The organism is Armatimonadota bacterium (assembly GCA_031081675.1).
In the GTDB taxonomy this organism is placed as follows: Bacteria; Sysuimicrobiota; Sysuimicrobiia; order Sysuimicrobiales; family Kaftiobacteriaceae; genus Calidihabitans; species Calidihabitans tengchongensis.
In genome coordinates this window covers 1-25,434 of the sequence record JAVHLZ010000004.1, presented here as the reverse complement: position 1 = coordinate 25,434, position 25,434 = coordinate 1, and the positions used below count along the sequence as shown (strand labels likewise).

The window sequence follows — 25,434 nt, the reverse complement described above, 5'->3', positions numbered from 1 at the left end:
AACGGATCCCGTGCCGAACGTCTCGGCCAACTGCCCGGGCCAGGAAATTTGCTAGTCTATCATGCCGGATGTGACGCGGTCGCTCCGAACCACTCGCGCAAGGCTCCGGTCAATCCTGTGACAATGTGAGCAGCCAGCCGCTCGCCGATTTCGGCTGACGCCCCTGCGGCGTTGGCATACACGCCGCTTGGCGGGCGGACCACCTCGGGCTGAGGGAAGACCCTGTACGGGAGAGTGCGGGGAGCTCGATCGTCGGTGATTCTCTCCCGCCGCACCAGTTCTGGATAGAAGGCCAGCATCAGAGAGGTCTCGGTCAATGCAGCATGTTCGGCCTCCCACCCGGGCCAGGCGTCGCCGAAAAGGTCGCGGATGAGGGCGTCACTCACCAACTCCCACCAGTTCACCAGGAGCACTCGCGCCGTGGGAACCCGCCCGCACGCCAGTTCGACGCCCTCCATGATGAATGGCACGCTTTCCAGGTGACCGTTGAGGATCAGTGCGCGCGTGACACCTTGCCGGAAAAGATCATCCAACAGGGCCCGGGTGTACCCGAGCAGAGTTTCTCCATCCAGGTTCAGGGTGCCAGGCCACCAATTGCTGTGCCTAGCGTAGGTGTGAGACAGAGGGGGAAGCATGACAAAAGGGAATCCCAGCTCTTCTTCGACGCCAGCGTCGGCAAGACGATCCGCAAGCCCGACAGGGATGAGCACATCTGTCCCCACCGGGAGGTGCGGCCCGTGTTGTTCCACTGCTCCCGCCGGTATCACGGCTACAACCCCTCGGGCTCGGGCATCAGCAATCTCCGGCCACGTGAGATGCTCCCACCTCCGCATCCCCCTCATGGTCCCCGCTCCCCCCTTTCTCCCTGCCCGGTGACATACAGCACGTCATGGGGAGGGACCACGCTGTACTCCCCAGTGATGGTGTCCAGAGCCAGGAGCACCGTGGTCCCCGTGCGAAAGGTCACTTTGTACAGCCGCAGTTCCTTGTACACCGGCCGCGCCTCGCCGAGCTCCACCCGCACATTCATCCACGAGCGCACCCGACGGGAAGCATACTGCCACAGGGCTTGCCGAACGTCGTGCCTGTACAGATCGGCAGCCCGGACGGCAAACGCCACCACCTGGAGGTCACCGAGAAAGGGATCACCTGGGGCATCCTCGATCTCCAGAAGCGGCGGCGGCACTACCAGCTCGCCTGACACTCCATCGACGGCGATTCGCCAGCGCCTGGACACCGGAGGAAGCAGAAGCGGGGCCTCCACGCGAATCCAAGCCTCAACATCCCAGTACGGATAGAACACCGTTCCCGCAGGCTCCACGGCCACCGCAGAAGTCGTCACCACCGGCGGCAACGTCGTTACCTGCGGCTTCCACCGGCGCGCAGGGCCGTAAGACTGCTCCACCGACTACCGCCGCCTCCGGTCAGATTCCCACCGCATCCTGAACCATCCGCCTTCCACGTGAACGGAACGGGCCTGATTGCCGGTCATCACCCCGCCGCACCTGCGCCACGACCGCCGCGACCTCCCGCTGAACCGTCGCCGAGGACCCGGCCGCGACGGCCGGCGGAAGAGGACCGTACCCGGCGGCATCGTCAAAAGCCGCCACCGGCTCCCCCACCGGCGGAGGGGTCAGCCAGGAGCCGATGAAAATGGCCAGCACGGCCACGATCAGGCCCAGCATGAAGGGATGCAGGCCAAAGATATTCCACTTACCAACGGTCGCACCCACGTATACGGCAAGGGAGAGAACCATGCAGGCCACCACACCTCCAGCGCTGGTCTGTTTCCAGTAGACGGAGAAGAGGTTGGGCACGCCAAATGACAGCGCCATGGCGCCAAAGGCGAAGATCACGATCGTAAAGACAAGCGCAGGAGGTCGGATGGCCACCACAAAAGCCAGCACGGCCAGGACGGCCACCAGGATACGAGCTACTCGCAGCCGCTGATGCTCGGTAGCGCGGGGCATGAAGAAGCGGTGCAGAAAATCGTGCGCCACCGTCGACACAAGAAGGATGAGGAAGGAGTCTGCTGTCGACATGATGGACGCCACCGCCGCAGAGCTCATCAGGCCGGCCAGCACCGGGTGCAATATCATGAACCACAAACGAATCCCGGCCTCCTCCACATCGGCGGGAGGCTGAAGGAGCAATACCCGCGCCAGAGCCCCAATCATGTAATAGAAGAAGGAGAAGAGGACGACGAACACAGCAGTAATGAGCATCGCGTAACGCGCATTCCTCGGATCTTTCAGCGAAAGGTGTCGGATGGTAACATGCGGCAGGCCAAAGGATCCCATGATGATCAAAACGATGGGTGTCACCGCCGCCAGGACTGTGCCATAGGCATCTCCTGGACCAGCCGGGATCACCAGCTGCGGGTCGATGGCGGCCAGCTTGTCATTGAAGGCGGGAAACCCGCCAGCCAACGACAGGGCTGTCCAGAATAGGACGTGGGTGAGCGCCCACATGAGGGAAAACTGGATGACGTCTGTATAGACTACGGCCAGGTAGCCGCCCATCAGTGTGTATAACAGGACGACGGCGCCGCCGATCACCATGCCAGTGACGTAACTAGTGTTGAACATGACGCCGACGAGCTTCCCGGTGGCTACGAATTGCGCCACCAGATACATGGAGACGGTCACCAACACGATCAGTCCGGAGAGGACGCGCAGCGTCGGACTGTTGAATCGCCGCTCGTAATACTCGGGCAAAGTGATGGCCCCCAACAACTCCGCATAACGCCGCAGGCGGCGCCCGAGTACTCCGAAACTAAGGGCGTTGCCGGGTGCATCGCCGGTAGCCCACCACAGGGTAGAATAGCCGCTTCGATAGCTCAGCCCCGGGGCGGCCGTGTATGTATACCCGCTCATGTAGGAGGACACCAACGAGAACGACGACGCCAGCGGGCCGATGCGGCGCCCTCCAATCATGAAATCGTCATACGTCCGCACGCGGTTCATGAAATACCAACCGATACCCAACAGGACAACCAGGTAGACGGCAAAGACGACGTAAGATGTAACCATCCCCGCCTCCTTTCCACCACGTCCGGTCAGACGTCCTCGGCACAGAGTCTCGCTTACATTAGGTACGCGACTTCAGAGCTTCCTGCTCCTTGCGGGCCTGATAGATGTAGATGACCCCGACAATCACCAGGACAAGTATCTGCCCGGCGAAAAACAGCCACGTGCCGGAGCGCCAAAAGAGTTCTGATCCGCTCACGCTCTCACCCCCAGGTCTCACAGCCAGCACTCGAGATAGTTCCTTCCGACTGTTGAAATCCAGATCCCTGCTCCTGCCGCACGGTCGTGGGCCGATGATAGGAGGCATCTCACCGAGACAGTTCCGTCACAACCTCCGAGAGGATCGCTAGGCCGGCCGCAAGCTCATCTTTAGTGATGATCAACGGGGGAATGATCCGCAGCACATGGCCAGCGTACCCTGCCGGGTAGAGCAACAGCCCGCGCCGCAGGGCTTCATTCAGGATACGCCGTACGATCTCTCCATGGGGCGCACCATCGCGCTCTGGGTCCACAAACTCCACACCAATCATTAATCCTCGACCGCGCACGTCCCCGATGAATGCCGACCGCCGTTGCAGGTCGGTCAGCGCACTCATTGCCTCCTCAGAGCGCTGCCGGACGTTCTCCAGGACTGGCTCGTTCCGGAGAACTTGCAACGTGGCGAGGGCAGCGGCACACGCCACGGGGTTGCCACCGAAGGTTGTTCCGTGGGCCCCCGCCGGCCACTGCCCCATCAGTTCTCGCCGCGCAGCGACGACACTGAGAGGAAATCCGGACGCGAGGGCCTTCGAAAGTACGAGGATGTCGGGGCGCACACCAAACGCGTCCGCGGCGAAGAGGGCACCCGTCCGGCCGAATCCCGTCTGGATCTCATCAAGGATCAGCAGGATCCCATATCGATCGCAAACCGCTCGCAGGCGGGGAAGGAAGTCAGCCGGAGGTACAATGTATCCCCCTTCCCCCAGAATGGGCTCCACGATGATCGCTGCCACATCCTCAGGTGCGACTACGTGCCGAAACAGTCTCTCCAGACTGTGGAAGGAGTCTCCGCAACACCCGCCGGAGGTCCGGAACGGACACCGGTAACAGTATGGAAACGGCAGATGATATACGGATGGCAGCAAGGGCTCATAACCGTGGCGGTACTTGACATTGGACGTTGTGACCGACGCGGCACCCAGGGTGCGGCCGTGAAACCCTCCCACGAACGAGATGATGGCCGGGCGTCGGGTCACGTAGCGGGCCAGTTTCAAGGCTCCCTCCACTGCCTCGGCTCCGCTGTTGCTCCAGAAGAACATGTCCAGCCCGCCAGGAGTGACTGCGGCCAGTTCCTCGCTCAACTGCAGAACCGGGTCATAGAGGGCGACGCCAATGGGGCCGTGGATGAGGACTTCCAGTTGCTGCCGCGCCGCCTCCACGACCCGCGGGTGGCAATGTCCGAGGTTGCAGGCGGCCATGCCGGACACAAAGTCGACATACCGGCGACCGTCCAGCCCGATGAGGTACACACCCTCACCCCGCACGACGGGAAGATTGGGCCAGTCCTCGGCAAGGCTGGGTGCCAGTAACTCGCGAAGCTTAGCGATACGGTGAGCGAAACCCGCATCGGCCTGCGCCATGGGCCCCCCCGCGGCTCGCTACATAAACATAATTATCTCGCGAGGCCGATGCGTCAATCGGATACGGAATCGATGTCCTCCGGCGAGCAGGGCAGCCTGCCTACGTGCTCTGGAGACCTCACCATTTCTTGTGCCGCTTCACTCGTACCGCAGCGCCTCCACCGGGTCCAGCCGCGACGCCCGCCAGGCCGGGTAGACGCCGAAGACCACCCCCACCGCCACCGAAAACCCGAACGCCAGCGCCACCACCGGCGCCGCCGACGCCACCGTGGGCAGGCTGCCGAACAGCCGTGCCGCGAGCGTCCACGACAGGGCCAGCCCCGCCAGCATCCCCAGGAAGCCGCCCACCAGGCTGATCAGGACCGCCTCGGTCAGGAACTGCAGGAGGATGTGCCGCCGGCGCGCCCCCACGGCCAGGCGGATGCCGATCTCCCGGGTGCGCTCGGTCACCGACACCAGCATGATGTTCATGATGCCGATCCCTCCCACCACCAGGGAGATGCCGGCGATGCTGGACAGGGCCACGGTGAGAATGCGGAAGATGGCGTCCAGGGAACTCAGCAGCTGGCTCTGGGTCAGCACTGTGAAGTCTTCTTCGCCCCGGTGCTGGCGCAGCAGCACCCGCTGCACGGCGCGGCGGGCCTCCCCCACCGCGGTGGGGTCCGGCGCCTTCACAAAGAAGAAGGTGGCGTAGTTGAGGTTGAAGATCTGCTGGGCGGTGGTGAAGGGGATGTAGGCGCGGTCATCCAGGTCCAGACCCAGAATCGAACCTTCGGGCCGCAGCACCCCCACCACCTCGAACCCCCGCCCGCTGAGGGTGAACCGGCGCCCCACCGCCGTCAGCGGGTTCCGGTACAGCCGGCGGGCCAGGGTGTCGCCCAGGACCGCCACCCGCTTGCGGCGGATCAGGTCGGCCTCCTCCAGAAAGCGTCCGGCGGCCAGGGTGAGCCGCCGCGCCACGTACAGGTCGGGGGTGGTACCCACGACGGTGGTCGTCCACGCCCGCGACCCCGCGGCGACCTCGATCTGGGTCTGCAGCACGGGCGCCACCGCCGCGATCGGTCCCCGGTGGGCGGCCAGGGCCAGGGCGTCCTCGTAGGTCAGGGTCAGCCGTCCCTCCTCCGCGGGAGCGGACCCGAACTGGCCTTCTTTGGCCTTGCCGGGCAGGACCCACAGCAGGTCCGGCCCCAGGCTGGCGAACTCGCCGACCACGCTGCTGCGGGCGGCCTGGCCCACCGAGACCAGGGCGATGACGGCCGCCACGCCGATGATGACCCCCAGGGCTGTCAGGACCGAGCGCAGGGGGGTGGCGCGCAGGGACAGCAGCGCCACCTGCAGCGCATCCAGCACCTCGACGGCCGAGACCGCCCGCCGCACGGCGCGCCTCCTACATCCCTCCGGCGGCCGGCAGCCCGGCCAGGATGTCGGCGGCGCGGCGGGGGCGCGGGACCGGCCGGTCGCCCACGATGCGGCCGTCCCGCAGGGTGACGATCCGCCGGGCGTGCTCGGCAACCTCCGGGTCGTGGGTGACCATGGCGATGGTGATCCCCCGGGCGTTGAGGTCCTGGAACAGGGCCAGGATCTCGGCCCCGGAGCGGCTGTCCAGGTTGCCGGTGGGCTCGTCGGCCAGGATGATCGCCGGGTCGGTCACCAGCGCGCGGGCGATGGCCACCCGCTGCTGCTCGCCGCCGGACAGCTCCGCCGGGGTGTGGGACAGGCGTCCGCCCAGTCCCACCTGCTCCAGCGCCTGCCGGGCGCGCTCCCGCCGCTCGGCGGCGCCCACCCCCGCGTAGATCAGGGGGACCTCCACGTTGCGCAGCGCGTTCAGGCGCGGCAACAGGTTGTACATCTGAAACACAAAGCCGATGCGGCGGTTGCGGATCTGTGCGCGTTCGTCGTCGTCCAGGTGGGCCACGTCGCGACCGTCCAGCAGGTAGCGGCCCGAGGTGGGTCGGTCCAGGCAGCCCATCAGGTTCATCAGGGTGGACTTGCCCGACCCGGACGGGCCCATGATGGCGACGAACTCCCCCGGGCCGATCTCCAGGGTGACCCCCCGCAGCGCCGGCACCTCCACCCGGCCCAGGCGGTAGACCTTGGTGACCTCCTCCATCCGGACGACGGGGGTCATGGCACAAGCCGGGGACGCACCCGCATCCCCTCCCGCAGGGTGCGGGGATCGCCCAGCGCCACCACCTCGCCCTCGGACAGCCCCTCCTCCACGGCCACCAGCGTGTCGCTGCGCGGGCCCGTCCGCACCAGACGCCGGTGCAGCCGCCCGCCGTCCACAACGTAGACCCAGGAGCCGTCGTTCTCCGCGGCGACGACCGCCTCCACCGGCACCACCAGCGCCTGGGGCACCGTCTGCAGCAGCAGGTCCACGTCCACGCCCGTGCCAGCCCGCAGGGGGACGGGGCCGTCGAGGACGATGCGGACCCGCACCTGCCGGGAGCCCGGCCGTTGCTCCACCTGGGCGCCGACGGCCGCCACCCGGCCGGTCAGGACCAGTCCCGGGTACGCGTCGGCGGTGATGCGCGCCCGCAGGCCCACCGACACCCTGCCGATGTCGGCCTCGTCCACCTCGGCCGTGATCCACCCCGCCGGCGCCACTACCGTCACCACCGGCACGCCCGGTCCCACCAGGGCGCCCGGCCTCAGGTACACCCGCGCCACGATCCCGTCAAAAGGCGCGGCGAGCGCGGCCCGGCGGGCCCGCGCCGTCGCGGCGTCCGCCGCCGCCCGGGCCTGGCGGGCAGCCAGGCGGGCGGCTGCCAGGGCGGCCTCGCTCTGCCGCAGCGCCGCGCGGGAGGCGTCCAGCGCGGCCTGCGCCTGGCGCACCTGCTCGGACGCGGCGGTCACATCCTCCGGGCGGGCGCCGGCCTGCAGGGTCTGCAGGTGCGCGAGAGCCTGCCGGTACTGGGCGGCGGCGCTTGTGTACTGGGAGCGCGCCGCGTCCAGCTGGCTGGTGGACACGGCCCCCTGGGCGTACAGCTGCTCGGTGGATTGCAGGGTCCGCCGCGCCTGGTCCAGCGCCGCCCGGGCGGCATCCACGGCGGCCTGCGCCTGCTGCAGTTCGCCGGAACGCGCACCCGCCTGCAGCCGGGCCAGCGCGGCCTGAGCGGCGCGGTAGGCGGCTTCCGCCTGGCGGACCTGGGCGCGGGCGGCCTCGACCGCCGCCTGCGCCTGCCCAACCTGCGCGGCAGCCGCCTGGGCGGCCGCCTCCGCCTGGGATGCCTGAGCCCGCAGTTCGACGTCGTCCAGGAAGGCGAGAACCTGGCCGCCTCGCACGGCCTGCCCCTCCTCCACCAGGACGCGGGCCAGGCGGCCGGGCATGTCGAAGGACAGGTCCACGGCGGGGACCTCGTAGACGCCGGTGACCGGCAGGGTCACCTCCAGCGTGGCCCGCCGCGCCACGGCCGCGTCCACCGGTGTGGCCGCAGCCAGCGGACCTGACCGCAGGGCCCACCCGGCAGCGGCCAGGACGGCCAGCCCTGATGCGATCCACCACCCCAGTCGTCGCATGCGGCCCCATCATACCACTGCGTCTCCGCGTCCACCCAAGGGCCGTCCGGGCCCACAGGAGGGGCCCTGGGCGGTCCGGCGCTGTTGGTATGATGGAGCCGGAAGGTGGTCGCCGTGGGGAGTGGATGCGACGTCGCCCATCCCGCCGCGACGCACCGGACGGGACGCGCACGCCCCCGGCGGGCGCGGACGCTCCCTCCACCCTGCTGACGCTCCTGCGGGACCTGCTGGCCGTGCGTCCCGAGGTCGTCCCGCCCGCCGACGAAGAGCAGACGCGGGCGGCCTGAGGCCGACAGCCACAGGCCAGGCGGATGAGGCGGGGGTGCGCCCCGCAGCCGGACTGCGTCAGCGCAGGGACGAAACGGTCAGGGAGGGGCGGATCCAGGCACCGGCTTTCTCCCACAGGTCGGGTGACTCGCTGCCCAGGCGCCAGAAGGCCACGCCGGCCAGGCCCAGGTGCGCGGCCAGCGCCAGTTTGCGCTCCACGCTGCGGACGTCCTCGAAGTGCACCGTGCGATCCAGAATCCGGTAGTAGGGTGTCTGGGCCCGCACATCCCAGACGACCGGTACCCCCGCCCGCGCCGCGCGGCCCAGCGCCTCCCGCATCGAGACCACCTCGCCAGCGCCTCGGGCGGGCCAGTCGTAGCCGAACAGGGCGACTCCCAGGATGATCCGCGAGCGCGCCACCTGCGAGGCGGCGGACCGGACCGCCCCCTCCACCCACGGCAGCGGCGCCACCGGGCCAGCGGGGCCGGCCGAGCGCCCCTCGTGATACGCCCGCAGGATCACCCCATCGGCCACCTGGTCCAGCGCCGCCAGGTCGTAAGCCCCGGCCGGGAGACCATCCTCTGCCAGCGGAACGATCACGGACACCCGGCGGCCGCGGTCGTGGGCGGCTCGGGCCACGGCGGCCACCAGCCCCGACAGCGCCGGGCGGTCCGCCGCAGGCAAGACGCCCAGGTCGAGAACGGCCCCGTCGTAGTTGTGCTCCCGCAGGACGTCCGCCACCGCGGCGGCCACCTGGCCGGCCAGACCGGGGCGGCTCACCGCCGACCGGACGACGTCGGGCGACGCCGCCGAGACGCGGAAGGACACCCGCGCTCCCCGGCTGCGGGCCAGCGTCATCACCCGCGGGTCGTGGCGGCCGGCGAGCGTGCCGTCGGACGTCAGGACGACGTCGGTGGTGACGACCGCGCTGAGCCGGTGTCCCTGGGCGCGGACCGTGGACCAGGAGTTGGGGTCCCAGTCTGCATAGAAGCCCACGCCGGCCAGAGGACCCGGGGCCTGCGCCGGGGAGGCGCCGGCGGCCAGCAGGCAGACCAGGGCTGTGGGGGCGAAGGCGGCGAGGGTGCGTCTCAGCAGCGTCACGTCAGACAGGTCCGTCGTCAGGTGCGGCGTCGCCGGGCCGGTCGGCCCGCTGTCGGATTCGACGGGCGACCGACACTTTCCCTACCGGCGACCCGCGCTATCGACACTGTGCCCGCCGCCGCCTCCGGCCAGACAGACCGCGCCGCAGATCTCGCCCGCGGCAAGGACTCCCCCGGCCGCGGTGCCGAAGTCACGCCTGTCCGCAGCCGTCGCGGCGGAACGCGACCGCAGGGATGCCGGACGTTTGGGGGAAGATGCGGTGAAGATCGCGGTGGTGGGAGCCGGCGCCATCGGCGGGTACTACGGGGCGCTGCTGCAGGACGCGGGGTGCGAGGTCACCTTCCTGGCCCGGGGCGAGCACCTGCGGGCGCTGCGGGAGCAGGGGTTGCGCCTGGAGGACGTGGGCTCCCCGGCCCGGGTCCTGCCCGTGCGGGCCGTGGACCGGGCAGACGCCATCGGGCCGGTGGACCTGGTCCTGTTTGCGGTCAAGTCCTACGACACCGAAGCCGCGGCCGCCCACCTGCCGCCGCTGCTGGGCCCGCACACCGCCGTCCTGACCCTGCAAAATGGCGTGGCAAACGTCGAGGTCCTGGCCGAGCGGGTGGGCCGGGAGCACGTCCTGGGGGGAGCCTGCTACATCTTCACCTCGGTGCCGGCCCCCGGCGTGATCCGCCGTACTGGCGGGCCCCGGCGCATCGTCTTCGGGGAGCTGGACGGGTCCCGGTCGCCCCGCGCCCGGGCGATCGAGCAGGCGCTGGCCGCCACCGGGGTCCCGGTGGAGCTGTCGGACCGCATCCTGGTGGAGCTGTGGGAGAAGTACCTGTTCATCACCGCCCAGGGCGGGATGACGGCGCTGACGCGCCTGCCGGTGGGGGTGCTCCGCAGCACTCCTGCCACCTTCGAGATGTACCTGGACGTGGCCAGCGAGGTCGCCGCGGTCGGGCGCGCCCACGGCGTGCCCATCCCGCCCGGGGAGAGAGACCGGGTGCGCCGGTTCGCCGACGCGCTGGACCCCGACAGCTACTCGTCCCTGTATACCGACCTGACCCGGGGGCGGCGCCTGGAACTGGACGCGCTGGTCGGATACGCCGTCCGGCTGGGGCAGCGCTACGGCATTCCCACGCCCATGTGCCGGGCCATCTACGCCGCCCTGCTCCCCTACGACGAGGTCGCCCGCCGGACGGCGGCCCCCGGGCAGCCGGAAGGCTAGGCCACCGCCATGGAGTGGTGGCGACGCCTGTTTGACTCGCCGCTGTACTTCGAACTGTACGAGCCCCAGGACGTCGCCCGCGCCCGGGAGCAGGTCCCTCAGATTCTGTCCCTGCTGCAGCTCCGGCCGCCCGCCCGGATCCTCGACGTGCCGTGCGGATACGGTCGCCACGCGGTCGAACTGGCCGCCCGGGGGTTCGCGGTGACCGGGGTGGACATCTCCGAGGTCCAGCTGGGCCGCGCGCGCCAGCGGGCGGAGCAGGCCGGGGTCGCGGTGACCTGGGTGCGCCAGGACGTCCGGGACCTGGCGCTGCCCCCGGAATTCGACGCGGCCATCACCATGTTTCTGTCCTTCGGCTACTTCGACACCGACGAGGAGAACCTCGCCATGCTGGCTGGCATCGCCCGCGCGTTGCGCCCGGGCGGGCGCTTCCTGCTGGACTACTGGAACCGGGAGTACGAGATCCGCACCTTCGACCAGTACCAGGTGGACCGCACGGGGGACGTCTTCGAGGTGGAGGAGTGGGAGTTCGACCACCTGCGGGGGCGGCTGAACTGGACCAACCACATCTTCTTCCCCGACGGCCGCCGCCAGTCGTGGTTCCACTCCATCCGGGCCTACACGGTGGCCGAGGTGGTGGCGATGCTGGACCGCGCCGGCTTCCGGCTGGACGGGGTGTACGGCGGGCTGGACGGCCAGCCCTACTCCCTGGACAGCGAGGCCGCCGTCTTCGTCGCCACCCGCCGGTAGCCCGCCCCGCCGCGCCGGGAGGCCGTCCGCGGAATCGGAAGTCAGACCGCTCCGCGCGATCCGAGGGACACGCTAGGTACCGCCGGCCAGGCGGGCAATGACCTCCTGCCACTGGCGCCGGGACACCAGGACCTGCACCTGCGTGCCCTCCCCGATCTTTTCCCGGGAGTTGAAGGCCTCCACGGCGCAGATGATCCGGCGGCCCTCGATGGCCTGCAGCCGCGCCCGGACGGTGACCCGGTCGCCGGGGCCGGTGGGCGCCAGGTGGGTCACGCTGATGCTGTGGCCCACCGTGTCCTCGTCCGCCTCCAGGAACGGGAGGACGAGCGTCCGGCAGGCCAGCTCCATGTGCCGGACCAGCGACCAGGTGGCGTAGACGGGGTGGACCGGACCCAGGCCTTCAAACGTCGCCAGCATGTCCGGGGTCACCGTGACGGTGATACGGGCCTCGGCGCCGGGGGACAGTCCGGGTTTCACGCTGTAGTGGGCTTCGTCCGCCCCGGCCGCGCTCCTGCGGGGGAGATCGGCCGCCCGGCCGCGAAAGGTCCTGCGACACCCGCACAGGCCCGACGGGGGCGGGCGGCCATGTCTGCACGGCCGGCGGGAACGGTCACCTTCCTGTTCGCGGACATCGAGGGGTCGACCGAGCTGCTCCAGCAGCTGGGGGATGCGGCCTACACGCGCGTGCTGGCCGGGTACCGCGCGCTCATGCGCCGCTGCAGCGTCCGCCAGCGGGGCTACCCGGTCGATTCCCCCGGGGACACGTTCTTTGCGGTCTTCGCCGCTCCCCGGGATGCCGTGGCCGCCGCGGTGGCGATGCAGGCGGCCCTCGCCCGACACCGCTGGCCCCGGCGGGCGACGGTCCGCGCCCGCGTCGGGCTGCACACCGGCACCGCCGTTCCCACCCGCCGGGGCTACGCCGGCGTGGATGTCCATCGGGCCGCCCGCATCTGCGCCGCCGGCTACGGGGGGGCAGATCCTGCTGTCCGAAGCCACGGCCGTCCTGGTCGCCGGCACGTTGCCCGCACACACCTGGGTGTCTACCGCCTGCGCGGGCTGCGCCGGTCGGACCGGCTGTACCAGCTGCGGCACCCCCTCGTGCCCGCCGTTCTGCCTCCGCTGCGGGCCGAGGCAGCCGTGCTGCACAACCTGCCCCTGGCGCTGACCAGCTTCGTCGGGCGCGAGGAGGCGCTCAGGCAGGTCGCGGGGCTGCTGGCCGACTCCCGCCTGGTGACCCTCACCGGCCCCGGCGGCGTGGGCAAGACGCGGCTGGCCCTGGAGGTCGCCCGGACGCTGCTGCTTCGGTTCGCCCACGGCGTCTGGCTGGTGGACCTGACGCCCGTGACCGATCCCTCCCAGGTCCCCGCGGCCGTGGCTGCGGTGCTGCGGGTGCGGGAGGAACCCGGCCGACCCATGACTGCCACGCTGGTGGACGCCCTGCGCGGCCGCACCCTGCTGCTGGTCCTGGACAACTGCGAGCACGCGGTGGAGGCGACGGCGCGCCTCGCCCACGCGCTGCTGGGGGCAAGCGAGGGCATCACGATCCTGGCCACGAGCCGGGAGCGCCTGGGCGTGCCCGGGGAGGTGTCCTACCCGGTCCTCCCGCTGTCGCTGCCGGACCCTCACGCGACGCACCCGGCCGCCGTCCTGGGTGCTGAGGCGGTCCGCCTGTTCGTCGAGCGGGCGCGGGCCGCCCTGCCCGGGTTTGCGGTGGACGAATCCGCCCTCCCCCATGTGGTCCGCATCGCGCACGCCCTGGACGGCATCCCCCTGGCCGTCGAACTGGCCGCCGCCCACGCGCCCGCCCTGGCGCTGCCGGACCTGGCGGACCGGCTGGTGGACCGGTTCCGGCTGCGGATGGCCGGGGGGTCGCACCCCTCCCGCCACCAGACGCTGCAGGCGGCCCTGGACTGGAGCCACGACCTGCTGACCGACGGCGAGCGCCGTCTGCTGAGCCGCCTGTCGGCCTTCGCCGGCGGCTTCACCCTGGACGCCGCCGAAAGCGTCTGCGCGTGGGGCGGCATCACCCGGGACGAGGTGGTCCCGCTGCTGACGCGGCTGGTGAACCGGTCGCTGGTCCTGGTGACCGGAGCGCGCTACCGCCTTCTGGACACGGTCCGCCAGTACGCCGGCGAGCGGCTGGAGGAGGCGGGCGAACAGGACGCGGCCGAAGAGGCCCATCTCCGCTTCTACCGCGACCTGGCCGAGAGGGCCGAGGCGGGACTGCGCGGCCCTCAGCAGCACCTGTGGCTGCGGGTCCTGGACGCCGACGCGGCCAACCTCGCGACCGCCCTGGCCACCGCCCGGCGCCGCCCCTCAGCCGCCCCGGACGCCCTGCGACTGGCAGCATCCCTGTGGCTGTACTGGTACATCCGGGGCTACTGGAAGGAAGGGCGGGCTCTGCTGGCGGAGGTGCTGAAGGCGGCAGACTCCTCCCCTACCTGGTGGCGCGGCCGCGCGCTGATGGCCCTGGCGCACCTGTCGTTTGTCCTCGGGGACGACCACGGCGTGGCGGAGAAGACCCGCTTGAGCCTGCAACTGTGCCGCGAGTCGGGGGATACCTTCGGTGAGGCGTACTCCCTGCTCGTTCTGGGGGCCCTGGCCCGCCGGTCAGGCCGCGGCGAGGAGGCGGTGGCCCTGCACGAGCAGAGCCTGACGGTCTTCCGGCAGATGGGCGACCTGTGGGGAACCGCGTGGGCGCTGCGGCTGCTGGCGATCGTCCGGTGGTTCCGGGGCGAGCGCGATCGGGCCGTCCGCCTGTTCGAGGACAGCCTGGACCTGTCCCGCTCCCAGGGAAACACCATGAACCAGGCCGCGGCCCTGCACGGCCTGGGCCGCATCGCCGCCTACTCCGGAGACCACGCCCGGGCCGAGGCGCTGTTGAAGGAAGGCCTGCTGCTGTTCCGGGACCTGGGGGACCGGGAGGGCATCGCATCGTCGATCCTGATGCTGGGCTACGTGGCCGCCGCCCGGCAGCAGTACCGTCGCGCGGTGAGCTGCTGGCCGCCGCGCACGGGGCGCGCAGCGCCATCGGCGAGCCCTCCTCCGACGACCAGGCACAGGTGATCGGCGCCGCCCGGGCCGCGCTGGGCGACCGGGCGGTGGAGGAGGCCTGGGAGGAGGGCCGCGCGCTGGCGGTGGACGATGCGATCGCGGCGGCCCTGGAGTCCTGATGGCCCGCCGGGCCGGCCGGTCAGAAGGTCTTGGTCAGCGCGATCTGCAGCCCCGACCACGTGTACGTGCTGCCCGCCGCGCCTGCGTCCACCGTGGTGGACGTGTACGTCACGGCCATCCCCCAGTCGGTGGGAGGCAGAGGGCTGGGCCGGCCCACGCCGCCCAGCAGCGCGGGGACGTACGGCGGCGAGTCGCCGGACATGCGCAGGGACGGCAGCTTGTAGTGCAGGCCCACGCTCCACTCGGTGGCCGCCCCTGATGACGTCGTCAGGCCCGCGCTGGCGTTGGAGGGCGACCACACAAACCTCGCCGTCACCGCCCATCCCTCCGCCAGGGGCCGGCGCACCTCCACGCCCACCCGCACGCCGCTGCTGCGCACGCTGAGCCCCGGCGGCGCCCACTGCAGCGACCCGTAGCCCACCAGGCCCGTCAGCTGGACGGCGTCGGCGCCCAGGTCATGGGTGGCATCCGCGCTCCAGAAGGTGTCGGTGCCGGCGGCGTGCGCGCCGCTGAGCACGCGCAGGCGCAGCCCCCAGGGGGAGTCCCCGCGCACCATGCGATAATCCAGCCCCCACAGGCCCACGGTCCACGCCGCGCCCGTGCTGGACGACGCCGACGCCGGCCAGTAGGTCGCCTCCACCGTGTGGCGCGCCGGCGCGGCCATCTGGGCGCCCGCGGGCACCGCCGCCACCAGGACGAGCACCACGCAGTACACCCATGCTCCCCGCACCATGGGGCCCACCTCCGCGAGAAGTCACGAGGGAACGGCCGAAAGGACGGCGGCCGGCGGACGGAGCCGGCGGGCCGCAGCGCGCGGCCCACAGACAGCGTGAACGGTTGGCTGGAGTATTCCCGCCGGGGCGGGCATCTCCTGCCCGTGGACGGTGGCCGCCGCAGTCCGGGGGGCCGCGTTGCGGGGCGGCCGGGAGGCGGCTATCCTGAACGGCGTGACCCCCTCCCTGGACCTGGGCCTGACCGGCGGGACCGTGGCCGACGTGCGGGCCGGCCAGGTCCACCGCCGGGCGGTGGGCATCCGGGCGGGGCGCATCGCGGCCGTGGGTGCGGACGAGGAGATCGCCGCCCGAAGCCGCCGGGTGCTGGACCTGGCCGGGGCGGTGGTGGTCCCGGGATACATCGAGCCCCACGGCCACCTGCTGGTCGCCAGCCCGACCGAGTTCGCCGCCGTGCTGCTGCGGCACGGCACCACCACCGCCGCAGTCGACGCCCTCCCCCTGATGATGCTGGCACGGCCGGACAGGCTGGAGGGCGTGCTGGAGCACCTGGCGGCCCTGCCCATGAAGTTCCGCTGGCTGATCCGCCTGCACCCCCAGTCCTTCACCGACGGCGACGGGCGGTTTGCGCCCGGGCGGCTGCGCGCCCTGTGGCGGCGGCCCTGGGCGGCGGGGGTGGGCGAGGTGACCCGCTGGTTCGACGTGGTGCTGGGCGACCCGCAGCTGCGGGCGCTGATCCGCGCGGCGCGCGAGGACGGACGGCCCGTGGAAGGCCACGCCCCCGGCGCCTCGCGGGACCGCCTGGCGGCGCTGGCGGCGGCGGGGATCACCTCCTGCCACGAAGCCGTCACGGCCTCGGAGGTCCGGGACCGGCTGGAGGTGGGGCTGGCGGCCATGCTGCGGCACAGCAGCATCCGTCCCGACCTGCCGGTCCTGCTGGAGGCCGTCACGCCCCGGGACATCGCCTCCGGGCGGGTGATGCTCACCGCCGACGGCCCCACGCCGGCGTTCATCGCCCGGGCGGGCTACCTGGACCACCTGGCCCGGATCGCGATGGACCGCGGGGTGAGCCCCCTGGACGCGCTGCGCATGATCACCTACAACCCCGCCCGCTACTACGGGTGGGACGACCTGGGCGAGGTGGCCGTGGGGGCGCGGGCCGACCTCAACGTCCTGGCCGACCTGCGCGAGCCTACTCCGCTCGTGGTGATCTCCGCCGGCGAGGTCGCCGTCCGGGACGGGCGGGTGCTGGTCCCCCTGCCGCCGCCGGACTGGACCGGCGTGTTCGAGACACCCCCGATCCCGCACCTGGCGCCCCAGGCGCTGGCCTGTCCCCCGGGCCGGGTGGGCCTGCGCCTGAGCAACGACGTCATCACCGACCTCCTGCCGCCGGACGCGGTCCCTCCGGGGGCCCTGCATCTGGCGCTGGTGGACCGCCGGGGTCGGTGGATCACCCGCGCCCGCCTGGCCGGATGCGCCGACCGCCTGGGCGGGCTGGCCACCACCCTGACCAGCGGCTTCGAACCGGTGGCCGTCCTGGGCAGCGATCCGGAGGACATGGCCCGCGCCTTGCGCCGGCTGGCGGACCTGGGCGGAGGCGTGGTGGTAGTCGAGGGCGGCGCGGAGGTCTTCGCGCTGCGGGTGGACGTGGGGCCGTACTCTTCCCTGACGTGGGAAGAGGTGGTGGAGGCCAACCGCCGCTTCAACGCCCTGATGCGGTCCCGGGGATATCCGTTCTCCGACCCGCTGTTCACGCTGCTGTTCCTGACGTTTGACGCGCTGCCGTGGGCGCGGGTGACCTCCCGCGGCGTGTGGGACGTCCGCCGCCGCCAGGTGGTGCAGCCCCCCGACCCCCTGTGAGCCGCGCAGGAGAGCGCGGGGCCGAAGGGCAAGACATCCAGCACCCCACGGACGAGGAGGGACCATCCCATGCCCACGTACGCGATGCTGTTCACGTGGACCGAGCAGGGCGCCCGGACGGCCCGGGAAACCACCGCCCGGGCGGAGAAGTTTACCGCGCAGGCGCAGGCGTTCGGCGTGCGGGTGCGGGAGACCCTGTGGACCATGGGACCGTACGACGCCCTGGCGCTTCTGGACGCGCCCGACGACGCCGCCGCCAGCCGCGTGGCCATCTGGATGGCGGGCCAGGGCAACGTCCGCACCCTGACCATGCGGTGTTACACGGCCGCGGAGATGGCGCGGATCCTGCAGGGGCTGGGCTGAGACCCGCCCGATCCCAGAGGAGGACCTATGGCCGACGGCACCACCCCCGAACCCATTCAGCAGCTGCGAGCGCACCTGGCCACCATCGCCGACCTGCGGGCGGCGGCGGCGGTCCTGCGCTGGGACCAGGAGACCTACATGCCGCCGGCGGGAGCGGCCGGCCGGGCCGAGCAGCTGGGCACCCTGATGCGCCTGGCCCACGAACTGCTGGTGTCCCCCCGGACGCGGGAGCTGCTGGCCGCCGCGGAAGCGGTCCTGGACCGCCTGGACCCCGACTCGGACGACGCCCGGATCGTGGTGATGACCCGCCGGGACTATGACCGGGCCAGCCGCCTGCCGCCGGAGTTCGTCGCCGCGCGGGCCCGGCACGCGTCGGCCAGCGTCCAGATCTGGCGCGAGGCCCGGCGCCGCAACGACTTCCCCGCGTTCCGGCCGGCGCTGGCGCAGATGGTCGAGCTGGTCCGGCGGGAGGCCGACTACCTGGGCTATGCCGAGCACCCCTACGACGCCCTGCTGGACCACTACGAGCCCGGCATGACCTCGCGCCAGGTGGAGGCGCTGTTCGCGCGGCTGCGGGAGGCGACGGTTCCCCTGGTCCGGGCCATCGCCCGACGGGGCGCTCCCGACGACAGCTTCCTGTACGGGGAGTTCGACATCCAGCAGCAGCGGGCGTTCGGCCTGGAGGTGGCCCAGGCCTTCGGCTACGACCTGCGGCGAGGGCGCCTGGACGAGTCCACCCACCCCTTTGCCACCGCGTTCCACCCCGACGACGTCCGCATCACCACCCGGTACAGCCGCTATCTGCCCTCGGCCCTCTTCGCCATCTTCCACGAGGCCGGACACGCCCTGTACGAGCAGGGCATCCCGCCCCAGCTGGCCCGCACCTGCCTGGGCCGGGGGGCCAGCCTGGGATTCCACGAGTCCCAGTCCCGGCTGTGGGAGAACCTGGTGGGACGCAGCCGCCCCTTCTGGGCGCACTACTATCCGCGGCTACTGGAACTCTTCCCGTCCCTGCGCGGCGTGGACCTGGACCGGTTCTACCGGGCCGTCAACCGGGTCCAGCCGTCTCTGATCCGGGTCGAGGCCGACGAAGTCACCTACAACCTGCACATCATGCTGCGCTTTGACCTCGAGCGTCATCTGGTGGAGGGGACGCTGGCGGCGGACGAGCTGCCCGACGCCTGGCGGGAGAAGATGCAGGCCTACCTGGGCATCACCCCCCCGAGCGATGCCGAGGGCGTCCTGCAGGACATCCACTGGGCGTCGGGGTCGGTGGGGTACTTCCCCACCTACACCCTGGGCAACGTGATCTCCGTCCAGCTGTACGAGGCGGCGCGCCGGGACCACCCCGGCCTGCCGGAGGACATCGGCCGGGGGCAGTTCGGGACCCTCCTGGGCTGGTTGCGGGACCGCGTGCACCGGCACGGGCGCAAGTACCTGCCTGCCGATCTGCTGCGCCGGGCGACCGGATCCGACCTGACCCCCGACCCCTACCTGCGCTACCTGGACAGCAAGTTCGGGGAGATCTACGGCCTGGGGATCGGGCAGACCGCCCGGCGCCCATGACGCCGCGCCTGTGCACGCACTGCGGCGCGCCCCTGCAGTGGCGCCGTCTGGCCGACGAACGCCACCCGCAGCCGGTCTGTCCCCGCTGCGGCCTGGTGCACTGGCAGAACCCCAAGCCCACCGTCTCGGCGTTGATCACCCGCCAGGGCCCGGGGGGACGGAGGGAGGTCCTGCTGGTGCGGCGGGCTGTTCCGCCCCGCCAGGGGATGTGGGACTGCCCGGGCGGGTTCATCGACCCCGGGGAGTCTCCCGCCGAGGCGCTGGCCCGCGAACTGCGTGAGGAGCTGGGCGTCGAGGTGGCCCTCGGCCCGGTGGTGGGCATCTTCCCCGACCGCTATGGGGACGGCGAGGACGCCGAGGCGACCCTGAACATCTACTATCAGGCCGCCGTCACCCGGGGCGAGCCGGCTCCGGCCAGCGACGTCTGTGAGGCCCGGTGGTGGCCGCTGGACGACCTGCCGCCCCTGGCCTTCGACAACAACCGGGCGGCGCTGGCGGCCCTCCGGCAGGCACTGGCCGCGCCCCGCGGCTCGGCGTAACCATGTCCCGGCCCGGGCATGTCCGCAAGGGAGGCCCCAGGCCTCCCGGTGAGTCCCGTGCGCACGGCGTTCTGGATCGCGGTGGTCATCGCCATCGGGTGGGCGGTGGCCCGGGGGATGGACGCGTTCCTGCAGGCCCACCCGCGCCCGACCCTGTAGCCCCGCGCCGGGCCCGGCCGGGTACAATGGGGGCCGGAGGTCCGGCCGCGATGCAAAGGCGCGCCCGCAGCCGGTCCCGCGCAGACACTGGCGGGAGCGGCCAGTCGGGTTTCACCCTGATCGAGCTGCTGGTCGTGGTGGCCATCATCGGCATCCTGGCCGCCGTGCTGATCCCCAACTTCCTGCGGGCGCGCGCTCAGTCCCAGGTGGTGGCCAGCAAGGGGAACCTCCGCAACCTGGCCACGGCCCTGGAGACCTACTACCTGGACCACGGCCGCTACCCGGCACGCCTGGACGAGCTGGCCAGCGGCCAGGTGTACCTGCGCGCGGTGCCCGCCGACCCGTGCACGGGCCGCCCGTACACCTACACGCCGGTGGGCGACCCCCCGGCCGACTACCGGCTGTCGGCCGCCTGGCCCGCCGGAACACCCTGCGGACGAATCCAGCCGGGCATCAGCTACACGCCCTCGGGCGGACTGCAGGACAGCCCCTGACCTCGCGGCAGCAGGCCGGCGGGCGCGGCGGTATCAGTGCGCCTGGCGGGGGGGCCGCGGGGCGGGCGGGTGCGGCTCGCTGCCGCGGTAGGGCATGGGGACGTACTCCACCGACGGTCGCCGGAGGCCGGCCTGCGGGTACAGGGCCATCAGCCGGTAGACCTCCTCGGGCACGGCGGTGGACACCGGCAGGCCCAGCTGCTGCGCCTCCGCCACGGTAATGGGGTAGTCGTGGGTCCAGGTGCCCGACGTGAGCACGTCCGCCACCCGGGAGGCCTGGTCGCCGCCCATCTTGTCGCTGAGCAGCTGCACCACCGTGTCCCGCACCTGGCGCAGGGCCTTCTCGGCCACATCGGCCAGGATGAAGGTCTGGTCGTCGATCTCGTTGGGATCCTTGCGGGCCAGCACCTTGAGGACCGACGCCGCCGGGAACTGGCCGATCTGCGGGTCCATCGGCCCCAGGACCGCGTGCGGGTCCATGACGATCTCGTCGGCGGCCAGGGCGATGAGGCTGCCCCCGGACATGGCGTAGTGGGGCACGAACACCGTCACCCGACCGGGGTGCGCCCGCAGGGCCAGCGCGATCTGCTCGGCCGCCAGGACCAGGCCGCCGGGAGTGTGCAGGATGAGGTCGATCGGCATCTGGGGCGGGGTGAGGCGGATCGCCCGCAGCACCTCCTCGCTGTCGTGGATGTCGATGTAGCGCAGCAGGGGAAACCCCAGCAGGCTCATGGTCTCCTGGCGGTGAATCATGGCGATGACCCGCGACCCGCGCCGGCGCTCCAACAGGGTCAGCAGCCGCATGCGGGCTGCTTCCAGCATCCGGCGCTGCACGACGGGCTGCAGGGCTGACGCGATGAAGAACAGCCACAGGATGTCCAGCGCAGACATCAGGCACCTCCCCCACAGACGACGCCCGGGGATCCGGGACCCGCATTCCGCCGCCAGAGAAGGGCGTATGCACGCCCTGCCCTTTTCCCCTCTTCCCTTTTCCCTCTTCCCTTTTCCCTTCCCCAGCGATGGCCCGGCGTACGTACCGCTTGAGCAATTGCCTCTTCCCTTTTCCCTTTCCCGATCCGCGTTCCGCCACCAGAGAAGGGCGTATGCACGCCCTGCCCTTTTCCCCTCTTCCCTTTTCCCTCTTCCCTTTTCCCTTTGTGAGGAGGTGAGTTCCTCGTGGATGGCCAGGTTGCCGTGCTGGGACTGGGGCTGATGGGCCGGCCGGTGGCGCGCCGGCTCCAGGAGGCCGGATGGCAGGTGCGGGGATGGAACCGGTCGCCCCTGCCCCCGGACCTGAGCGCGGGCATCTCCCTCGTCCCCAGCCTGGCCGACGCGGCGCGGGCGCCCGTGTGCCTGCTGCTGCTGGCCGACTCGGCCGCCGTGGACGAGGTGCTCGCCGCCCTGCGGCCTCACCTGCGGCCGGGCCACCTGGTGGTGGACATGGGCACCTCCGACCCGGCGCGCTCGCGGGATCACGCCCTCCGGCTCGCCGCTGTGGGCGTGGGGTGGGTGGACGCCCCCGTCTCGGGCGGTCCCGAAGGCGCCGCCCGCGGCAGCCTGGCCATCATGGCGGGAGGGACGGACGCGGACGTGGCCCGGGCGCGGCCGATCCTGGAGGCGCTGGGGCGGGTGGTGCACGTGGGGCCGGCCGGAGCGGGCCACACCTGCAAGCTGGTCAACCAGGTGATCGTAGGACTGACCATCGGGGCCGTGGCCGAGGCCCTCACCCTCGCCGAGCGGTCGGGCGTGGACCCGCGGGTCGTCCAGAAGGCCCTGGCCGGCGGGTTTGCCGACTCCCGGATCCTGCAGGTGCACGGCAGCCGGATGGTCGCCCGGGCGTACATTCCCGGAGGCCGCGCCCGCACCCAGCTGAAGGACCTGCTGCTGGCCCAGGCCCTGGCCCGCGAGCACGGGGTGCGCCTGCCCCACCTGGACAGCGCGGTGGAGCTGTACCGCCGCGTGGTGGAGCGGGGCTGGGGTGACCTGGACCACTCGGTGGTGCACCGGCTGCTGTGGGAACAGGCGGAATAGTGACAGGCTTCTCCCAGGTTCATGCATCCGGACGGACGGCGGGGCTCTGCGTGCGCGCCCGTCCCCGCGGCGCCTGGGGAGAGGAGGCGCGTCACGGCCATCCGGCCGCGATCCGCGCCGCCAGGCGCGCGGCGCCGACGCACACCGCCGTGAAGACCCACGCGGCGGCCAGGAAGACCAGCGTGCCGCGCCCCAGGGGGCGTCCCAGGAGAACCTGGCGTACCAGCAGGCCGGCGGGGACGGCCACCGCCCAGTGCCGGAGCAGGCTCACCCAGCCGGGATTGCGGTACACCCCGGTCAGCGGGGCCAGCGCCCACCAGGCCGCCAGCAGCGGCACCGCATCCCGGGCCACGGCCCGGGCGGTCAGGAGGCCACCGTGCACGCGTACGCCGGCCGCGACAAACACCAGCAGGCCCAGGGCGTCGGCCGCCACCAGGAGCCGGCGGATGCGGCCCGCGGGCGCCGGGCCGGCCCGTCCACCGTGAGGTATCGCCATGGCTGATCCCCCCTCCCCAGCCACCGCCGCCGCGCCGGCCGTGGCGCCGCGCCCGGGCGGGACGTTCGCCTCCCTGCGCCACCGCAACTTCCGCCTGTGGTTTGCCGGTCAGCTGGTGTCGTTGTTCGGCACGTGGATGCAGGCCACGGCCCAGAGCTTTCTGGTCTTCGAGCTGACCCGCTCGCCCGCGTACCTGGGCTACGTGGGTTTTGCCTCGGGCATGCCCACCTGGGTCTTCATGCTCTATGGCGGGGTGGTGGCCGACCGGATGCCCCGGCGGACACTGTTAGTGTACACCCAGGGGGTCATGATGCTCCTGGCGTTCGCCCTGGCCGCGGTCACGTTCACCGGGAAGGTGGCGCCCTGGCACGTGGTGGCGCTGGCAGCGGCCCTGGGCGTGGCCAACGCCTTCGACGCGCCGGCCCGGCAGGCCTTCGTGGTGGATCTGGTCCCCCGGGACGACCTGACCAACGCCATCGCGCTGAACGCCACCATGTTCAACGCCGCCACCACCCTGGGGCCGGCGGCCGCCGGGTGGGTGTACGCCACCCTGGGACCGGCGTGGTGCTTCACCATCAACGGGCTGACGTTCGTGGCCGTGATCGCCGCCCTCCTCCTGATGCGTCTGCCTCCCGCCCCCGCGCCCCGGGGCTCGGGGCGGACCGGCCAGGACCTGCGGGAGGGCCTGCGCTATGCCGCGGCCCACGAACCGGTGCGGGTGCTGATCCTGGTGGTGGGCCTGCTCAGCCTGCTGGGGATCTCGGTGGGCACGCTGATCCCGGCGTGGGCGGTGCAGGTTCTGCACGGCAACGCCGCCACCAACGGCCTGCTGCAGTCCGCCCGGGGGGTGGGCGCGGTGGCCAGCGCCCTGTTCATCGCGTCTGTGGGCTCCCGCGTCCGGCGCGGCCGCCTGCTGGCCGGCGGACTGCTTTTGATCCCGGTGGCGTTGCTGGTGTTTGCCGGCGTGCGCCACGTGGCCCTGGCGCTCGGGGCGATGGCGGTGGTGGGCGCCGCGATGATCCTGGTGATGAACCTGGCCAACGCCATGGTGCAGTCCGCCGTGCCCGACGACCTGCGGGGGCGCGTGATGAGCCTGTACAGCCTGGTGTTTTTCGGTGCCATGCCCGTGGGCGCCCTGTGGGCCGGGGCCCTGGGCGAACGCGTCGGCGCACCTCTGGCCGTGGTCATCAACAGCGGCCTGCTGCTGGCCCTGGCGGTGGGGGTCCGGCTGCGGGCCCGGTGGCTGGACGTTGAATCTGCGCAATCTGCGCGATCTCCTCAATCCTGAAAGAGCGAAATTAACAGATTGCGCAGATTGCACAGATTGAGGAGATTCCCCGGTAAGGGGGGAACTTCGCCTGCCCTGGATGCGTTCCCAGGAGGGGAGGTGATGTGGCTGTGAGCAAGCTGGCCTGGACTGCGTGCGGCCTCGCCGCCGTCCTGGTCCTGGGGGCGGCCTCCGGGGTCCTGGCGCGGCCCTGGGGACCGCCGCCTGCCGACCGGCTCGCGCTGACCGCGCCCCGCCTGCAGCAGGCTCTGGGCCTGACCGAGGATCAGGCGAGGCGGCTGGAGACGGCCCTCCGGAGATACCGCGACCGGACCGCCCGCCTGCGGCTGGATCTGGCCCGGGCCCGGCTGGATCTGCGGGAGGTGATGCTGGCCGAGCGCCCCGACACGGCGCGGGCGGACGAGATCGCCCGCCGCATCGGCGCGCTGACCGCCGAGCTGATCCGCGCCCGGGTGGCCCTGCAGGCCGAGCTGCGGGAGATCCTGACTCCCGACCAGCGCGCGCGCCTGGGCGCCCTCCTGCGCCAGAGAGCCCGCCGCGGGCGGTAAGGTGAGGGAAGAGGGAAGAAGGAAGAGGGAAGAAGGAAATGATCAAGGATGAAGGGCGCGGGGTCGTTCCCTTCTTCCCTCATCCCTCTTCCTTCTTCCTTATTTCTTCTTCGCCCGCTCCAGGTAGGTGGCGGTTTCCACTTCGACCCGGATCACCTCGCCGGGGGCGATGAACGGCGGGACCATGATGGTCAGCCCGTTGTCCAGGCGCGCTTCCTTCCACACGCTGCCCTCCACGCCCACACCCCGGGTCGGCGGGGCGGTGTCGGCCACCCGGACCTCCACCACGTCCGGCATGACGACGCCCACCGGCTGGCCGTCGGAGAACTCCACGGGCAGGGTCATCCCCTCGACCAGGAAGGAGGCCGCCCTGCCCAGCCGCGCGGCCTCGATGGACACCTGCTCGTAGGTCTCCACGTCCATGAAGTGGCACAGGTCGGCGTCCCGGTACAGGAACTGCATCGTCCGCCGGGCCAGGGTGACGTCCTCCAGCCGGTCGTCGGGTTTGAAGCGCACCTCCCGGATCGCTCCCGTGCGCATGTTCCGCAGCTTGGCGTGGGTCACCCCGCTGAGCTGGCCGCCGCCCATGTGGTAGGACGCGGCGATGACTTTGTAGAGGTCGCCTTCCAGGCGGACGGCCATGCCCGGCCGCAGCTCGGATGCCAGGATCATCCGCGCTCACCCCCGGCC

25 protein-coding genes are annotated in these 25,434 nt (G+C 71.5%); 12 read left to right on the top strand and 13 right to left on the bottom strand.

Annotated elements, in window-relative coordinates; genetic code table 11:
• Positions 1–59: 59 nt before the first annotated feature.
• The 7 genes from RB150_02210 to RB150_02180 form a co-directional block, all read right to left on the bottom strand.
• On the bottom strand, positions 60–833 hold the full coding sequence (locus RB150_02210; protein ID MDQ7819354.1) for a creatininase family protein: 774 nt from the start codon (positions 831–833) through the stop codon (positions 60–62).
• Between the two features lie 5 nt (positions 834–838).
• On the bottom strand, positions 839–1,345 hold the full coding sequence (locus tag RB150_02205; protein MDQ7819353.1) for a hypothetical protein: 507 nt from the start codon (positions 1,343–1,345) through the stop codon (positions 839–841).
• A gap of 79 nt (positions 1,346–1,424) precedes the next feature.
• Positions 1,425–3,032, bottom strand: coding sequence for a sodium/proline symporter (locus tag RB150_02200; protein MDQ7819352.1), 1,608 nt, complete (start codon positions 3,030–3,032; stop codon positions 1,425–1,427).
• A gap of 305 nt (positions 3,033–3,337) precedes the next feature.
• Positions 3,338–4,648, bottom strand: coding sequence for an aspartate aminotransferase family protein (locus tag RB150_02195; GenBank protein MDQ7819351.1), 1,311 nt, complete (start codon positions 4,646–4,648; stop codon positions 3,338–3,340).
• Positions 4,649–4,786: 138 nt separating this feature from the next.
• The gene (locus tag RB150_02190) at positions 4,787–6,025 is read right to left on the bottom strand and encodes an ABC transporter permease (protein MDQ7819350.1); all 1,239 of its coding nucleotides are present in this window, start codon (positions 6,023–6,025) and stop codon (positions 4,787–4,789) included.
• 10 nt (positions 6,026–6,035) lie between these two features.
• Positions 6,036–6,776, bottom strand: a complete 741-nt coding sequence (locus tag RB150_02185) for an ABC transporter ATP-binding protein (GenBank protein ID MDQ7819349.1) — start codon at positions 6,774–6,776, stop codon at positions 6,036–6,038.
• Positions 6,773–8,167, bottom strand: a complete 1,395-nt coding sequence (locus RB150_02180; GenBank protein ID MDQ7819348.1) for an efflux RND transporter periplasmic adaptor subunit — start codon at positions 8,165–8,167, stop codon at positions 6,773–6,775. Before RB150_02180 ends, RB150_02185 begins: the two co-directional genes overlap by 4 nt.
• 125 nt (positions 8,168–8,292) lie before the next feature.
• On the opposite strand from RB150_02180, the gene RB150_02175 reads away from it, so the two are divergent.
• Positions 8,293–8,454: a hypothetical protein gene (locus RB150_02175; GenBank protein ID MDQ7819347.1), complete on the top strand. Its 162-nt coding sequence runs from the start codon at positions 8,293–8,295 to the stop codon at positions 8,452–8,454.
• Positions 8,455–8,512: 58 nt separating this feature from the next.
• On the opposite strand, the gene RB150_02170 is transcribed toward RB150_02175, so the two are convergent.
• Entirely contained in the window at positions 8,513–9,535 is a 1,023-nt protein-coding gene (locus tag RB150_02170; protein ID MDQ7819346.1) for a glycosyl hydrolase family 18 protein, read from the bottom strand.
• Positions 9,536–9,794: 259 nt separating this feature from the next.
• Here RB150_02170 and RB150_02165 point away from each other — a divergent pair, with 259 nt between their 5' ends.
• Positions 9,795–10,745 carry a 2-dehydropantoate 2-reductase gene (locus RB150_02165; GenBank protein ID MDQ7819345.1) on the top strand — a complete coding sequence of 317 codons (951 nt, stop codon included), beginning with the start codon at positions 9,795–9,797 and terminating at the stop codon, positions 10,743–10,745.
• Positions 10,746–10,754: 9 nt separating this feature from the next.
• The gene (locus RB150_02160) at positions 10,755–11,495 is read left to right on the top strand and encodes a class I SAM-dependent methyltransferase (protein ID MDQ7819344.1); all 741 of its coding nucleotides are present in this window, start codon (positions 10,755–10,757) and stop codon (positions 11,493–11,495) included.
• Positions 11,496–11,567: 72 nt separating this feature from the next.
• Here RB150_02160 and RB150_02155 read toward each other — a convergent pair whose 3' ends face one another.
• Entirely contained in the window at positions 11,568–11,972 is a 405-nt protein-coding gene (locus tag RB150_02155) for a thioesterase family protein (GenBank protein ID MDQ7819343.1), read from the bottom strand.
• Between the two features lie 108 nt (positions 11,973–12,080).
• Here RB150_02155 and RB150_02150 point away from each other — a divergent pair, with 108 nt between their 5' ends.
• Entirely contained in the window at positions 12,081–14,561 is a 2,481-nt protein-coding gene (locus RB150_02150; protein MDQ7819342.1) for a tetratricopeptide repeat protein, read from the top strand.
• Between the two features lie 127 nt (positions 14,562–14,688).
• Here RB150_02150 and RB150_02145 read toward each other — a convergent pair whose 3' ends face one another.
• On the bottom strand, positions 14,689–15,402 hold the full coding sequence (locus RB150_02145) for a hypothetical protein (GenBank protein ID MDQ7819341.1): 714 nt from the start codon (positions 15,400–15,402) through the stop codon (positions 14,689–14,691).
• A gap of 151 nt (positions 15,403–15,553) precedes the next feature.
• On the opposite strand from RB150_02145, the gene RB150_02140 reads away from it, so the two are divergent.
• The 5 genes from RB150_02140 to RB150_02120 all read left to right on the top strand — a co-directional run bounded on the left by RB150_02140 (position 15,554) and on the right by RB150_02120 (position 20,381).
• The gene (locus RB150_02140; protein MDQ7819340.1) at positions 15,554–17,260 is read left to right on the top strand and encodes an adenine deaminase C-terminal domain-containing protein; all 1,707 of its coding nucleotides are present in this window, start codon (positions 15,554–15,556) and stop codon (positions 17,258–17,260) included.
• Between the two features lie 69 nt (positions 17,261–17,329).
• A complete protein-coding gene (locus tag RB150_02135; GenBank protein MDQ7819339.1) occupies positions 17,330–17,623 on the top strand; it encodes a GYD domain-containing protein in 294 nt (97 codons plus the stop codon).
• A 27-nt stretch (positions 17,624–17,650) separates the two neighbouring features.
• Positions 17,651–19,189, top strand: coding sequence for a carboxypeptidase M32 (locus RB150_02130; GenBank protein ID MDQ7819338.1), 1,539 nt, complete (start codon positions 17,651–17,653; stop codon positions 19,187–19,189).
• The gene (locus tag RB150_02125; GenBank protein MDQ7819337.1) at positions 19,186–19,728 is read left to right on the top strand and encodes an NUDIX hydrolase; all 543 of its coding nucleotides are present in this window, start codon (positions 19,186–19,188) and stop codon (positions 19,726–19,728) included. Before RB150_02130 ends, RB150_02125 begins: the two co-directional genes overlap by 4 nt.
• A gap of 209 nt (positions 19,729–19,937) precedes the next feature.
• Complete coding sequence (locus tag RB150_02120) at positions 19,938–20,381, top strand: prepilin-type N-terminal cleavage/methylation domain-containing protein (protein ID MDQ7819336.1); 444 nt, start codon at positions 19,938–19,940, stop codon at positions 20,379–20,381.
• Between the two features lie 33 nt (positions 20,382–20,414).
• Here the strand turns inward: RB150_02120 and RB150_02115 are convergent, their stop codons facing one another.
• A complete protein-coding gene (locus tag RB150_02115; GenBank protein MDQ7819335.1) occupies positions 20,415–21,272 on the bottom strand; it encodes a hypothetical protein in 858 nt (285 codons plus the stop codon).
• Between the two features lie 285 nt (positions 21,273–21,557).
• Here RB150_02115 and RB150_02110 point away from each other — a divergent pair, with 285 nt between their 5' ends.
• A complete protein-coding gene (locus RB150_02110; GenBank protein ID MDQ7819334.1) occupies positions 21,558–22,412 on the top strand; it encodes an NAD(P)-dependent oxidoreductase in 855 nt (284 codons plus the stop codon).
• Positions 22,413–22,503: 91 nt separating this feature from the next.
• Here RB150_02110 and RB150_02105 read toward each other — a convergent pair whose 3' ends face one another.
• On the bottom strand, positions 22,504–22,908 hold the full coding sequence (locus RB150_02105; protein MDQ7819333.1) for a DUF3054 family protein: 405 nt from the start codon (positions 22,906–22,908) through the stop codon (positions 22,504–22,506).
• On the opposite strand from RB150_02105, the gene RB150_02100 reads away from it, so the two are divergent.
• Both RB150_02100 and RB150_02095 read left to right on the top strand, forming a co-directional pair.
• Positions 22,907–24,196, top strand: coding sequence for an MFS transporter (locus RB150_02100; protein ID MDQ7819332.1), 1,290 nt, complete (start codon positions 22,907–22,909; stop codon positions 24,194–24,196). The genes RB150_02105 and RB150_02100 overlap by 2 nt on opposite strands.
• A 104-nt stretch (positions 24,197–24,300) precedes the next feature.
• On the top strand, positions 24,301–24,744 hold the full coding sequence (locus tag RB150_02095) for a periplasmic heavy metal sensor (protein MDQ7819331.1): 444 nt from the start codon (positions 24,301–24,303) through the stop codon (positions 24,742–24,744).
• A gap of 99 nt (positions 24,745–24,843) precedes the next feature.
• Here the strand turns inward: RB150_02095 and RB150_02090 are convergent, their stop codons facing one another.
• Positions 24,844–25,416 (bottom strand): elongation factor P, encoded by a 573-nt coding sequence (locus tag RB150_02090; GenBank protein ID MDQ7819330.1) that lies wholly within the window; start codon positions 25,414–25,416, stop codon positions 24,844–24,846.
• Between the last annotated feature and the right edge of the window lie 18 nt (positions 25,417–25,434).